Origin of the sequence: Burkholderia sp. LA-2-3-30-S1-D2, from assembly GCF_001523915.2 — a bacterium.
GTDB classification, from domain to species: Bacteria; Pseudomonadota; Gammaproteobacteria; order Burkholderiales; family Burkholderiaceae; genus Burkholderia; species Burkholderia diffusa.
This window is the reverse complement of sequence record NZ_CP013384.1, coordinates 3365437-3378467: the sequence shown is the minus strand read 5'-3', so window position 1 is coordinate 3378467 and position 13031 is coordinate 3365437. Positions and strand designations below refer to the sequence as shown.

Annotated in this window: 11 protein-coding genes; 6 read left to right on the top strand and 5 right to left on the bottom strand. The window is 66.8% G+C overall.

The features are described 5' to 3' along the window. Positions 1-11: 11 nt before the first annotated feature. The 4 genes from mrdA to WS66_RS28710 form a co-directional block, all read right to left on the bottom strand. Entirely contained in the window at positions 12-2297 is a 2286-nt protein-coding gene (mrdA, locus tag WS66_RS28725; protein WP_059607496.1) for a penicillin-binding protein 2, read from the bottom strand. Between the two features lie 109 nt (positions 2298-2406). Further along, positions 2407-2919 carry a rod shape-determining protein MreD gene (gene mreD, locus WS66_RS28720; protein WP_009687274.1) on the bottom strand — a complete coding sequence of 171 codons (513 nt, stop codon included), beginning with the start codon at positions 2917-2919 and terminating at the stop codon, positions 2407-2409. Further along, positions 2916-3983: a rod shape-determining protein MreC gene (gene mreC, locus WS66_RS28715; protein ID WP_059607494.1), complete on the bottom strand. Its 1068-nt coding sequence runs from the start codon at positions 3981-3983 to the stop codon at positions 2916-2918. Before mreC ends, mreD begins: the two co-directional genes overlap by 4 nt. A 127-nt stretch (positions 3984-4110) precedes the next feature. Then, the gene (locus tag WS66_RS28710) at positions 4111-5154 is read right to left on the bottom strand and encodes a rod shape-determining protein (RefSeq protein ID WP_004189550.1); all 1044 of its coding nucleotides are present in this window, start codon (positions 5152-5154) and stop codon (positions 4111-4113) included. Positions 5155-5520: 366 nt separating this feature from the next. Between WS66_RS28710 and gatC the strand changes: the two genes are divergently transcribed. From gatC to WS66_RS28685, 5 genes are all read left to right on the top strand, one after another. Next, a complete protein-coding gene (gene gatC, locus WS66_RS28705; RefSeq protein ID WP_006407213.1) occupies positions 5521-5820 on the top strand; it encodes an Asp-tRNA(Asn)/Glu-tRNA(Gln) amidotransferase subunit GatC in 300 nt (99 codons plus the stop codon). Positions 5821-5886: 66 nt separating this feature from the next. Further along, positions 5887-7377: an Asp-tRNA(Asn)/Glu-tRNA(Gln) amidotransferase subunit GatA gene (gene gatA / locus WS66_RS28700; protein WP_059607492.1), complete on the top strand. Its 1491-nt coding sequence runs from the start codon at positions 5887-5889 to the stop codon at positions 7375-7377. Between the two features lie 4 nt (positions 7378-7381). Further along, the gene (gene gatB / locus WS66_RS28695) at positions 7382-8854 is read left to right on the top strand and encodes an Asp-tRNA(Asn)/Glu-tRNA(Gln) amidotransferase subunit GatB (protein ID WP_059607490.1); all 1473 of its coding nucleotides are present in this window, start codon (positions 7382-7384) and stop codon (positions 8852-8854) included. Positions 8855-8980: 126 nt separating this feature from the next. Further along, a complete protein-coding gene (locus WS66_RS28690; protein WP_059607488.1) occupies positions 8981-9820 on the top strand; it encodes a PPK2 family polyphosphate kinase in 840 nt (279 codons plus the stop codon). A gap of 49 nt (positions 9821-9869) precedes the next feature. Next, on the top strand, positions 9870-10643 hold the full coding sequence (locus tag WS66_RS28685) for an exodeoxyribonuclease III (protein WP_059607486.1): 774 nt from the start codon (positions 9870-9872) through the stop codon (positions 10641-10643). A gap of 105 nt (positions 10644-10748) precedes the next feature. Here WS66_RS28685 and WS66_RS28680 read toward each other — a convergent pair whose 3' ends face one another. Beyond that, a complete protein-coding gene (locus tag WS66_RS28680; protein WP_059607484.1) occupies positions 10749-11801 on the bottom strand; it encodes an NAD(P)-dependent alcohol dehydrogenase in 1053 nt (350 codons plus the stop codon). Between the two features lie 227 nt (positions 11802-12028). On the opposite strand from WS66_RS28680, the gene WS66_RS28675 reads away from it, so the two are divergent. Then, entirely contained in the window at positions 12029-12973 is a 945-nt protein-coding gene (locus WS66_RS28675; RefSeq protein WP_059607550.1) for an AraC family transcriptional regulator, read from the top strand. Positions 12974-13031: the final 58 nt, after the last annotated feature.

Here is a 13031-nt window from a genome sequence, read left to right as displayed (position 1 = left end):
GCCTTTCTCCGTTAATGAGCGGTGCCGACGTTCGCCGCTTTCGCGGCGGCCGGGGCACGGGAGTTGTCGTCGCGCGGCGCGGTGGCGAGCGGCTGCGCGTCGCTGGCGGGCCGGCGAGGCCGGTGCGGGCGCCGGATCGGCGGCAGTCTCGCAGCCATCGGCGCTGCTGCGCTCGCGACGGCGGGCTGCGCCGCGCTTGCCCCGGCCGCGCCCGATGCATCGGGCGCCGACGCGGCCGATGCCGCATCCGCCGCGCTGGCCGCGACCGGCACGACGGGCTGGGGAAGCGCCTTGAAGCCGGCCGCGACGGACACGGTCTTCGAGGCATCGCCGATCACCGGCGCGTTGATCGGCTCGGTCGCCGACGCAGCAGCGGCGACGGCGGCCGCCTCGTTCTCCGGTTTCTGGCGATCGACGAGGTAGAAATCGAGCACGCGGCGCGCGATCGGGCCCGCGGCCTGCGCGCCCCAACCGCCGTTCTCGACGATCAGCGCGATGGCGATCTGCGGATGGTCGACCGGCGCGTACGCGATGAACAGCGCGTGGTCGCGCAAGTGCTCGGCGAGCAGGTGGCCCTTGTAGTTCGAGCCCTGCAGCGAGAACACCTGCGCGGTGCCGGTCTTGCCGGCCGCGAGGTACGGCGCGCCGCGGAACACCTTGTACGCGGTGCCGGACGGGTTCTCGATCACGTTCTCCATCCCGCGCTTCACCACGTCGATGTCGGCCTGCTTGAGCGGAATCGTTTCGCTTTCCTTCGGCACGGTCAGATGGCGCACGCGCGTGATCGGATCCTCGACCTCCTTCACGAGGTGGGGCTTCATCACGACGCCGTTGTTCGCGAGCGTCGCGGTGGCGTGCGCGAGCTGCAGGATCGTGAACGAGTTGTAACCCTGGCCGATCCCGAGGCTGATCGTCTCGCCGTCGAACCACTTCTGCTGCGCGGCCTTCTTGAACGCCTTTTTCTTCCAGTCGGTCGACGGCAGGATCCCGCGCGCCTCGCCCTGGATGTCGATGCCGGTGATCTGGCCGAAACCGAACGGCTTCATGAAGTTCGCGATCGCGTTCACGCCGAGGTCGCGCGCGAGCATGTAGAAGTAGGTGTCGTTCGACACCATGATCGCCTTGTTCATGTCGACCCAGCCCTGGCCCGAGCGCACGTCGTTGCGGAACGTGTGACCACCGAACGTGAAGTAGCCGGGATCCTGGAAGCCCCAGCCCGGCGAGCGCTTGCCGAGCGTCAGGCCGGCCAGCGCCATGAACGGCTTGTACGTCGAGCCGGGCGGGTAGGTGCCGTGCAGCGGGCGGTTCAGGAGCGGCTTGTCGGTGGAGTTGTTCAGCTCGTCCCAGGTCTGCTGGTCGATGCCGTCGACGAACGAATTCGGGTCGAAGCTCGGCGACGACACGAACGCGAGCACGTCGCCCGACTTCGGCTCGATCGCGACGAGCGCGCCGCGCTTGCCGGCAAACGCCTGCTCGGCGACCTGCTGCAGCCCGATGTCGAGCGACAGCACGAGGTTGTTGCCGGGCGTCGCCTGCGTGCGCGACAGCGTGCGCACGGGCCGGCCGCCGGCCGTCACTTCGACTTCCTCGAAGCCCGTGAGGCCATGCAGCTCGGTTTCGTAGCTCTGCTCGACGCCGATCTTGCCGATGTAGTCGGTGCCCTTGTAGTTGTTCGCGTCGCGACGCGGATCGTAGTGTTCCTGGTCGCTGTCGTTGTCGTCGCTGATCGCGTCGATGCGATCCTGGTCGCGCTTCGAGATCCGGCCGATGTAGCCGATCACGTGCGCGGCGGTCGTGCCGAGCGGATATTGGCGGAACAGGCGCGCGCGCACGTCGACGCCGGGGAAGCGGAAGCGCTGCGCGGTGAAGCGCGCGACTTCCGCGTCCGTGAGGCGCGTGCGGATCGGCAGGCTCTCGAAGTTCTTCGAGTCTTCCTGCAGCTTCTTGAAGCGGCGGCGGTCGCGCGCGTCGATCGGGATGATCGCGGACAGCTTGTCGATCGTGTTGTCGAGCGTGTCGTCGAGCTTCGACGGCGTGATCTCGAGCGTGTACGCCGAATAGTTTTTCGCGAGGACCACGCCGTTGCGATCGGTGATGATCCCGCGGTTCGGCACGATCGGCGCGACCGAGATGCGGTTTTCCTCGGCCTGCAGCGCGTATTTGCCGTGCTGCATCAACTGCAGGTAGAAGAAGCGGCTCGCGAGCAGCCCGAAGCAGACGAACACGAACACGCCCGCCGCCGCGACGCGCAGGCGGAACTTCGAGAGCTGCTGTTGGGTGTCGTTGAATTCGGTCATGCGGTTACGATCGATCTGGCCCGTGCGCGGCGACCACGCGCGGGCGAGGAGCCGCCCCGGAGCGCGGCGCGCGGGTGTGGGGGCGGCAGGTATTCAAGGTCGGTCCGGCTCAGATGGGGCGCGTATCGTCCGGGTCGACCGGGCGGCGTTGCGGCATCAGCAGCAGGTGGCTCGCGATCGGCCACAGCGCGGCCTCGACGAAGCCATCCACCAGATAGCGCCAGCCGGGAAACGCGGCGCCCATCACGAGGCGGATCACGAACGGCACCAGTTGCGCGACGACGAGCAGCGGCGTGACGTACAGCACCTGTACTCCGATCGGCATCCACAGCACGCGGCGGTGGATCGTGATCGCGCCGTACGACAGCAGCGTATAGGCAAGCGCGTGCTCGCCGAGCAGCCCCGCGTCATGCACGTCCATCAGGATGCCGAGCGCGAACGCGACACCCATCCCGACCTTGCGCGGCTGGTGGATGTTCCAGAACAGCAGCACGAGCGCGACGAAGTCGGGCACGCCCGGCAGGCGGCCCCACGGCATCAGGTTCAGCAGGAACGCGGCGGCGAGGCTGAAGACGATGAAATACGGGTTGACCGGCTGCAGGATGTATTGCGGGCGGTTCATCGCTGGGCTCCTGGTTGCCCGGCCGCGGGCTTCGCGGGCGCGACGGCGGGCTTGGCCGGAGCGACGGGTGCCGACGGCGCGGGTTGCGCGCCGGGCGCGGCCGCGGCGGCCGCCTTCGCGTTCGCGTCGGCCTTTTCTGCCTTGTCGCCCTTCGCGGCGGCCTTGGCGCCCTTCTTGCCCTTCGCGTTCTTCTCGGCGGCCGGGTCGGGCTCGACCGGGCGCGGCGGGACGTCGTTCTGGTAGTGCAGCACGAGCATCTGGCGCGCGCCACGCACGGCGGCGACCGGCGCGCAGGTCACGCGCGCGAATGCGGTATCGGCGAGCTTGTCGACGCGCACGACCTTCGCGACCGGCAGGCCCGGCGGGTACACGCCGTCGAGGCCGCTCGTGACGAGTTCGTCGCCGGCGACGAGGTCCGAGCTCGTCGGCACGAAGCGCAGGTCGAGCGAATCGCCCTTCGGCGTCCCGTAGATCACGCTGCGCAGGCCGGTGCGCAGCACCTGCACGGGGATCGCGAGATCGCGGTCGGTGATCAGCGTGACTTCGGCCTGCAGCGGGAACACGCGCGTGATCTGACCGATCACGCCGTCCTCGCTGACGACCGGTGCGCCGTTCTGGATGCCTTGCTGCGAACCCTGCCCGATCACGATCTTCTGCGTGAACGGGTCGCTGGTGTCGTACTGGATCTCGACGGGCGTCGATTGCGTCGCGATGTGCTGGCGCAGCTCGAGCACCGCGCGCAGATGCATGTTTTCCTGCGTGAGCACCGCGGCCTGGTTGGCCTGCGTGGACAGCTGCAGGTTGCGCTTGCGCAGCGCGTCGTTCTCGTGGCGCAGCGATGCACCCGTGACGGCGATGTCGGCCGCGCCCATGAACAAGTCACGCGGCACGAGCGCCGCGCGCTGCAGCGGGTACAGCACGGTGCCCAGCACGCCGCGGACGATTTCGAGCGTACTGAAGCGCGCGTCCGACACGAGGAGCGCGATGGCGAGGGCGACGAAGAAGATGAGCCGCGCGAGCGCGGGCGGACCTTGCTTGAAGAGGGGCGGCGGACTGTATTCCATGGTCGGCGCCGGGCGCGTGGGATCGGTTAAATAATGCTCAGACGCGCAAACGGCGTGGCGGTTCGTTCTGAACGAGCGATCCGGCCACGCCGCGGGTGCGTCATATCAAACGGGACTGCTTAGGCGATCACTCGTACGAGAAGATGCTGCCCAGCTTGTCCATGCGCTCGAGCGCCATGCCCGAACCGCGTACGACGCAGGTGAGCGGATCTTCGGCGACGAGCACCGGCAGGCCGGTTTCTTCCGCGAGCAGGCGATCGAGGTCGCGCAGCAGCGCACCGCCGCCCGTGAGCATCATCCCGCGCTCGGCGATGTCGGCGCCGAGTTCCGGCGGCGTCTGCTCGAGCGCGATCTTCACCGACGACACGATCTGGTTCAGCGGATCGGTCAGTGCTTCGAGGATTTCGTTGCTGGAGATCGTGAAGCTGCGCGGAATGCCTTCCGACAGGTTGCGGCCCTTCACTTCCATTTCCTTGACTTCGGAGCCCGGGAACGCGGAGCCGATTTCCTTCTTGATCGCCTCGGCCGTCTGCTCGCCGATCAGCATCCCGTAGTTGCGGCGGATGTAGTTGACGATCGCCTCGTCGAACTTGTCGCCGCCGACGCGCACCGAGCCCTTGTACACGATGCCGCCGAGCGAGATCACGCCGACTTCCGTCGTGCCGCCGCCGATGTCGACGACCATCGAGCCCGTGGCTTCCGACACCGGCAGGCCCGCGCCGATCGCAGCCGCCATCGGCTCCTCGATCAGGTAGACCTGCGACGCGCCGGCGCCATGCGCGGCTTCCTTGATCGCGCGACGCTCGACCTGGGTCGAGCCGCACGGCACGCAGATGATGATGCGCGGCGACGGCGAGAACATGCGCGACTCGTGTGCCGTCTTGATGAACTGCTTGATCATCTGCTCGGTGACGGTGAAGTCGGCGATCACGCCGTCCTTCATCGGGCGGATCGCCTCGATGTTGCCCGGCACCTTGCCGAGCATCTGCTTGGCTTCCTTGCCGACCGCCTGGATCGTCTTCTTGCCGTTGGGGCCGCCTTCCTGGCGAATCGACACGACGGACGGCTCATCGAGCACGATGCCCTTGCCGCGCATGTAGATCAGGGTGTTTGCGGTGCCGAGGTCGATCGCCAGATCGTTGGAGAAGTAGCTGCGCAAAAAACCGAACATTCAGAATCCTGTTTCGCTCTGGGCCGGCCCTGCATAGCGAACGCTGAGGGCGGCAGCGGAAAAAATAACAGCCTCGGGAAGCGTGGCGGAAGCGGCCGCCGCGGCGCACGAAGCTGCGAGTGATGGCTACCGGGGATCGCACGAAGCACGCACGGCTTGCCGAAGCGGGGCGAAACGGTGCGGGAAAAGGCTGCCGGGTTTGGGTCGAACGCGTAATGATACCTTATAATTTCTCGGTATTTGAATCGAAACGGACGGTATTTTTGCCGCTTCGGCCCTGATTTTTGAGGGTGGGATCGCACCCTCCAACCCCCCGCCGCAGCGCGGTTTTCATGCGCTGCGCAGCCTTGTTTTTCCGGTGATCGCATGGCCCTGACCCTGACCGATGTGAAACGCATCGCGCACCTGGCGCGACTCGAAATGGCCGACGCCGACGCCGAGCATACGCTCGGCCAGCTCAATGAATTCTTCGGCCTCGTCGAGCAGATGCAGGCGGTCGACACCGCCGGCATCGCGCCGCTCGCCCACCCGATCGAACAGATCCAGGAAGTCGCGCAGCGCCTGCGCGACGACGCCGTGACGGAAGTCGTCAATCGCGACGACAACCAGCGTCCGGCGCCGGCCGTCCAGGACGGCCTCTATCTCGTGCCGAAGGTGATCGAGTAAGCATTCGATGACAAGCGCGCCGCCTTCGCGCCGCGCGCCACCCAGAATTCCCAGGAAAACCACTCAATGCACGCAAAAAGCCTGACCGAACTGCGCGCCGCGCTCGCCGCCAAGGAATGCTCGGCCGTCGAGCTCGCGCAGCTCTACCTGAAACGGATCGACGCGGCACGCGACCTGAACGCGTTCGTCCATGTCGACGCCGAGCTCACCCTCGCGCAGGCGAAGGCCGCCGACGCCGAACTCGCGCGCGGCGCGGGCGGCGCGCTGACCGGCTTGCCGATCGCGCACAAGGACGTGTTCGTCACGCGCGGCTGGCGCTCGACCGCCGGCTCGAAGATGCTCGCGAACTACGAAAGCCCGTTCGACGCGACCGTCGTCGCCCGCCTGCAGGCGGCCGGCATGGTCACGCTCGGCAAGACCAACATGGACGAGTTCGCGATGGGCTCGTCCAACGAGAATTCGGCGTTCGGCGCGGTGAAGAACCCGTGGGACACGAACGCCGTGCCGGGCGGCAGCTCGGGCGGCAGCTCGGCCGCCGTCGCCGCGCGCCTCGCGCCGGCCGCGACCGGCACCGACACCGGCGGCTCGATCCGCCAGCCCGCGTCGTTCGCGGGCGTGACGGGCATCAAGCCGACCTACGGCCGCGTGTCGCGCTACGGGATGATCGCGTTCGCGTCGTCGCTCGACCAGGGCGGCCCGATGGCGCAGAGCGCGTCCGACTGCGCGCTGCTGCTGAATGCGATGGCCGGCTTCGACGAGCGCGACTCGACGAGCCTCGAGCGCGACGATGAAGACTTCACGCGCCACCTCGGCCAGCCGTGGGCGCCGGGCAACGATGCGGGCAAGCCGCTCGCGGGCCTGCGCATCGGCCTGCCGAAGGAATACTTCGGCGACGGCCTCGCCGACGACGTGCGCGCGTCGATCGACGCGGCGCTCAAGCAATACGAGGCGCTCGGCGCAACACTCGTGCCGGTGTCGCTGCCGAAGACGGAACTGTCGATCCCCGTGTATTACGTGATCGCGCCGGCCGAGGCGTCGTCGAACCTGTCGCGTTTCGACGGCGTGCGCTTCGGCCACCGCGCCGCGCAGTACGGCGACCTGCTCGACATGTACAAGAAGTCGCGCGCCGAAGGCTTCGGCCCCGAGGTGAAGCGCCGGATCCTGGTCGGCACCTACGTGCTGTCGCACGGCTACTACGACGCGTACTACCTGCAGGCGCAGAAGATCCGCCGCATCATTGCGAACGATTTCCAGGAAGCGTTCAAGTCCTGCGACGTGATCATGGGCCCGGCGTCGCCGACGGTCGCATGGGATCTCGGCGCGAAGGGCGACGATCCGGTGCAGATGTATCTCGCGGATATCTACACGCTGTCGGTGAGCCTCGCAGGCCTGCCCGGCATGAGCGTGCCGTGCGGCTTCGGCGCCGGCGCGAACGCGAAGCGCCCGGTCGGTCTGCAGATCATCGGCAACTATTTCAACGAAGCCCGGATGCTGCAGGTCGCCGACGCGTTCCAGCGCGCGACCGACTGGCACAAGCAAGTTCCGGCGGGGGTGTAAGCATATGACTCAATGGGAAGTCGTCATCGGTCTCGAGACGCACGCGCAACTGTCGACCGTCTCGAAGATTTTCTCCGGCGCGTCGACGCAGTTCGGCGCCGAGCCGAACACGCAGGCCTGCCCGGTCGACCTGGCGCTGCCGGGCGTGCTGCCGGTGCTGAACCGCGGCGCGGTCGAACGCGCGATCCGCTTCGGCCTCGCGATCGGCTCGACCATCGCGCCGCGCAGCATCTTCGCGCGCAAGAATTATTTCTACCCCGACCTGCCGAAGGGCTATCAGATCAGCCAGTACGAGATTCCGGTCGTGCAGGGCGGCTCGATCACGATCCAGGTGCCCGCCAACGAAAAGGCCGGCAAGGAAGCGTACGAGAAGACGGTCAACCTGACCCGCGCGCACCTCGAGGAAGACGCGGGCAAGTCGCTGCACGAAGACTTCGCCGGTATGACGGGGATCGACCTGAACCGCGCGGGCACGCCGCTGCTCGAGATCGTCACCGAGCCGGAAATGCGTAGCGCGGCCGAGGCCGTGGCCTATGCGAAGGCGCTGCACGCGCTCGTCGTGTGGCTCGGCATCTGCGACGGCAACATGCAGGAAGGCTCGTTCCGCTGCGACGCGAACGTGTCGGTGCGGCCGGTCGGCCAGGAGAAGTTCGGCACGCGCGCCGAGATCAAGAACCTGAACTCGTTCCGGTTCCTCGAGGAAGCGATCAACTACGAAGTGCGCCGCCAGATCGAGCTGATCGAGGACGGCGGCGAAGTCGTGCAGGAAACGCGCCTCTACGATCCGGACAAGCGCGAGACGCGCTCGATGCGCAGCAAGGAAGACGCGCATGACTACCGCTACTTCCCCGATCCCGACCTGATGCCGCTCGTGATCGGCCAGGACTGGGTCGAGCGCGTGCAGTCCGGGATGCCCGAGCTGCCGGCCGCGATGCAGCAGCGCTTCGTCGAGCAGTACGGCGTGTCCGCGTACGACGCTGGCGTGCTCACGTCGAGCAAGGCGATGGCCGCGTATTTCGAGGCCGTGGTCGCAAAGGCCGGCGCGGCGAACGCGAAGATCGCCGCGAACTGGCTGATGGGCGACGTGTCGTCGCAGCTGAACCGCGACGGCATCGAGATCGACGCGATTCCGGTATCGGCGGCCCAGCTCGCACTCGTGCTGCAGCGCATCGCCGACGGCACGATCTCGAACAAGATCGCGAAGGAAATCTTCTCGACGATCTGGGACGAGAAGGCGACCGACGAAGGCGCGGCCGATCGCATCATCGATGCGAAGGGGCTGAAGCAGATCTCCGACACCGGCGCGCTGGAGGCGATCATCGACGAGGTGCTCGCGGCGAACGCGAAGTCGGTCGAGGAATTCCGCGCGGGCAAGGAAAAGGCGTTCAACGCGCTGATCGGCCAGGCGATGAAGGCGACCAAGGGCAAGGCCAATCCGCAGCAGGTCAACGAGTTGCTGAAGAAGAAGCTCGGCTGAGCATGGCCGCGCGCCTGAACCGCGCCTGACGACGGGCCGCCGCCGAACCTGTTCGGGGCGGCCCGTCGTTTTGGTGCATGCGTTATCGTGTGCGCGTGTGCCTTGCACCGTCCAACGGAGGAACGAATGGCGAAACAACCGTCGCTCGACGATTTCCGCGTGCCGTACAGCACGCGCGAGAAGGAAGCCGCCGCATTCACGCTCGATGCGTTCGACCCGGCCGCGAAGCCGTTCTCGTCGGGGTCGAAGGATGCCGACCGCGAACGGCTGTCGGCCGTGTCGATCGAGCTCGACGTGCAGCAGGAACGTCTGCACACGCAGCAGAAGAAGCGCGTGCTGCTCGTGCTGCAGGGGATGGATACCAGCGGCAAGGACGGCACCGTGCGCGCCGTGTTCCGCGAGGTCGATCCGCTCGGCCTGCGCGTCGTGTCGTTCAAGGCGCCGACACCGATCGAAGCCGCGCACGACTTCCTGTGGCGCGTGCATGCGCAAGCGCCGGCCGCGGGCGAGCTGGCGATCTTCAACCGCAGCCACTATGAAGACGTGCTCGTGCCGCGCGTGCTCGACGCGATCGACAGCAAGGAGTGCGAGCGCCGCTACCGGCAGATCCGCGATTTCGAGACGATGCTGGTCGAGAACGGCACGACCATCATCAAGTGCTTCCTGCACATCTCGAAGGACGAACAGCGCGCGCGGCTGCAGGCGCGTATCGACGATCCGACCAAGCACTGGAAGTTCGACATCTCCGATCTCGATGCGCGCAAGCGCTGGGATGCATATCAGTCCGCGTACCGCGACACGCTCGCCGCGACGTCGGCCGAGCATGCGCCGTGGTACGTGATCCCGGCGGACTCGAAGACGCACCGCAACGTGATGATCGCCGAGCTGCTGCTGCGCACGATGACCGACATGAAGCTGGAATTCCCGCTGCCGAAGCCCGAGCTCGAAGGCGTGAAGATCCGCTAGCCTGCGATCCTGTAACAACATCGAACTGAACTGAACAACGGAACCCGACATGATGCGAGTGATTACCGCCAACCTGAACGGCATCCGCTCCGCCGCGAAGAAGGGCTTCTTCGAATGGCTCGGCGAACAGAACGCCGATTGCGTGTGCGTGCAGGAAATCAAGGTATCGGCCGACGACCTGCCGGCCGAATTCGTCGAGCCGCACGGCTTCAGGAGCTACTTCCACCACGCCGAGAAGAAGGGCTACAGCGGCGCGGGCGTGTACAGCCGCCACGAGCCCGATGACGTGATCATCGGCTTCGGCAGCAGCGAATTCGATTCCGAGGGGCGCTACGTCGAGGCGCGCTACGGCAAGCTGTCGGTCGTGTCGGTGTACGTGCCGTCCGGCTCGAGCGGCGAAGAGCGCCAGCAGGCGAAGTACCGCTTCATGGACGAATTCATGCCGCACCTCGCCGAGCTGAAGAAGAAGCGCGAGGTGATCCTGTGCGGCGACGTGAACATCGTGCACAAGGAAATCGACATCAAGAACTGGAAGAGCAACCAGAAGAACTCGGGCTGCCTGCCGGAAGAACGCGAGTGGCTCACGAAGCTGTTCGACGATGTCGGCTACGTCGACGTGTTCCGCACGCTCGACCAGCGCCCCGAGCAGTACACGTGGTGGAGCAACCGCGGCCAGGCGTATGCGAAGAACGTCGGGTGGCGGATCGACTACCAGATCGCGACGCCCGGCGTGGCCGGTACCGCGAAAAGCACGTCGATCTTCAAGGACATCAAGTTCAGCGATCACGCGCCGCTGACGGTGGATTACGACTACAAGAAGTGATCGTCGGCGCGGCGCCGCCACGCGCGTAGCCGTCGGGCCGTTCGGTCGCCGGATGCAAAACGGGCCGCATGTCGAACATGCGGCCCGTTTCGTTTGGCGCGTGGCTTACTGCTTGATCGACGCCATGTCGATCACGAACCGGTACTTCACGTCGCTCTTCAGCATCCGCTCGTAAGCGGTGTTGATCTGCTGCATCGGAATCGTCTCGATATCCGACGTGATGCCATGCTTCGCGCAGAAATCGAGCATTTCCTGCGTCTCCGCGATCCCGCCGATCAGCGAGCCCGCGAGGCGGCGGCGCTTGAAGATCAGGTTGAACACCTGCGGCGACGGATGGTCGTGCTCCGGCGCGCCGACGAGCGTCATCGTGCCGTCGCGCTTCAGCAGGTGCAGGAACGGGTTCAGGTCGTGCTGCGCGGCGACCGTGTTCAGGATGAAATCGAAGCTGTTCAGGTGCGCGTTCATCTGCGCCTCGTCCTTCGAGATCACCACTTCATGCGCGCCGACGCGCTTGCCGTCCTCGATCTTCGACGGCGACGTCGTGAACAGCACGACGTGCGCGCCCATCGCGCGCGCGAGTTTCACGCCCATGTGGCCAAGCCCGCCGAGGCCGACGATCCCGACCTTCTTGCCGGGGCCGACGTTCCACTGGCGCAGCGGCGAATAGGTCGTGATCCCCGCGCACAGCAGCGGCGCGGCGCCGGCCGGGTCGAGCGTCTCGGGCACGCGCAGCACGAATGCCTCGTCGACGACGAGCTGCGTCGAATAGCCGCCGTACGTGACATCGCCGGTCACGCGATCCTGGCCGTTGTAGGTGCCGACGAAGCCGTTCTCGCAATACTGCTCGAGGCCTTCCGCGCAGCTGGGGCAGGTGCGGCACGAATCGACGAGACAGCCGACGCCGACCAGCTCGCCGACCTTGAAGCGCGACACCTGCGGGCCGGTCGCGGTCACGCGGCCGACGATTTCATGGCCCGGCACGACCGGGTAGATCGTGTTGCGCCATTCGTTGCGGGCCTGATGCAGGTCCGAGTGGCAGACGCCGCAGTAGAGCACCTCGATCTGGACGTCGAGGTCGCGCAGCGCGCGGCGCTGGAATTCGAACGGGGCGAGCGGTGACTGCGCGTCGGTCGCCGCGTAAGCGTAGGTTGTGCTCATGCAGGGGCTCCTTGTCCGGGAAAACATCCGGCGAATCAGACTGCCGCCGCGTCATGTGGCGACGCGGCGAGACAGGTGCCCATCGTAAGGAGCGAGCGGCGTCGGCGAAATACACGAAGGTCTCGAAGATTTGCCTATTCCTCTCGAATTGCGCGCGAACGGCCGTAAAAACGCTTTCAAGGTGCTACATTGCGAGCCTGATTCTCTTGCAGGACAGGATGACGCCGATGAGCTTCCAGCCCCTTTCAGACGACGCGGGCGACCGTGTGCGGCGCCGCATGATCGAGCTGCATTCGCGTCTCGCACCGAACGACGGCGATACGCTGGCGGCGCTCGACGGCGTGCGCTTCATCCGCGTGAGTCGTCCGGTGCCGCGCATGCCGGTGCTGTACGAGCCGAGCATCATCGTCGTGTGCCAGGGCCGCAAGCTCGGCTATCTCGGCGATCGCTCGTTCGTCTGCGACGCGCAGCAGTATCTCGTGCTGTCGGTGCCGCTGCCGTTCGAATGCGAGACCTTTGCGAGCATGGACGAGCCGTTTCTCGCGATCTCGATCCGCGTCGATCTCGCGGTGATCGCCGAGCTCGCGATCCTGCTCGACGAGACGCTCGGTGCGGCGGTCGGCGAGCCGCACGGCGTCTGTTCGACGCCGCTCGATGCGCCGCTCGCCGACGCGGTGGTGCGGCTGCTCGAAGTGCTCGCGTCGCCGCACGACACGTGCGTGCTCGGGCCGGCGATCATGCGCGAGATCGCGTATCGCGTGCTGACGGGCGCGCAGGGCGACGCGATCCGCGCGGCGCTCGTCCAGCAGCATCACTTCGGCCGCATCGCGAAGGCGCTGCGGCGCATCCATGCGGACCTGAAGGCCGATCTCGACGTCGAGACGCTCGCGCGCGAGGCCGGGATGAGCCTGGCGGTGTTTCACGCGCAGTTCAAGCACGTGACGGCGACGTCACCGATGCAGTACGTAAAGGCCGCGCGCCTGCACCAGGCGCGGTTGATGATGGTGCAGGACGGTCTCGGGGCAGGTGCCGCCGCGGCGCGGGTCGGCTATGCGAGCGCGTCGCAGTTCAGCCGGGAGTTCAAGCGGCTGTTCGGCCGCAGCCCGGGAGACGACGTGCGCTGGATGCGCGAAAGCGGCAGCCGGCCCGTCGAGTCGGAAGTCGGCGCGTAGCGCCAGGCCTCATACGCCGCTGACGCGCGCCGGCGATGCGCGGCGGGGAAGCCGCCGG

What these genes read in the sequence shown, in the direction of transcription:
- WS66_RS28690 (WP_059607488.1), top strand. Translation starts at nt 8,981, where the DNA reads ATGGCGAAACAACCGTCGCTCGACGATTTCCGCGTGCCGTACAGCACG.
- WS66_RS28710 (WP_004189550.1), bottom strand. Translation starts at nt 5,154, where the DNA reads ATGTTCGGTTTTTTGCGCAGCTACTTCTCCAACGATCTGGCGATCGAC.
- mrdA (WP_059607496.1), bottom strand. Translation starts at nt 2,297, where the DNA reads ATGACCGAATTCAACGACACCCAACAGCAGCTCTCGAAGTTCCGCCTG.
- mreD (WP_009687274.1), bottom strand. Translation starts at nt 2,919, where the DNA reads ATGAACCGCCCGCAATACATCCTGCAGCCGGTCAACCCGTATTTCATC.
- WS66_RS28680 (WP_059607484.1), bottom strand. Translation starts at nt 11,801, where the DNA reads ATGAGCACAACCTACGCTTACGCGGCGACCGACGCGCAGTCACCGCTC.
- WS66_RS28675 (WP_059607550.1), top strand. Translation starts at nt 12,029, where the DNA reads ATGAGCTTCCAGCCCCTTTCAGACGACGCGGGCGACCGTGTGCGGCGC.
- gatB (WP_059607490.1), top strand. Translation starts at nt 7,382, where the DNA reads ATGACTCAATGGGAAGTCGTCATCGGTCTCGAGACGCACGCGCAACTG.
- gatC (WP_006407213.1), top strand. Translation starts at nt 5,521, where the DNA reads ATGGCCCTGACCCTGACCGATGTGAAACGCATCGCGCACCTGGCGCGA.
- WS66_RS28685 (WP_059607486.1), top strand. Translation starts at nt 9,870, where the DNA reads ATGATGCGAGTGATTACCGCCAACCTGAACGGCATCCGCTCCGCCGCG.
- mreC (WP_059607494.1), bottom strand. Translation starts at nt 3,983, where the DNA reads ATGGAATACAGTCCGCCGCCCCTCTTCAAGCAAGGTCCGCCCGCGCTC.
- gatA (WP_059607492.1), top strand. Translation starts at nt 5,887, where the DNA reads ATGCACGCAAAAAGCCTGACCGAACTGCGCGCCGCGCTCGCCGCCAAG.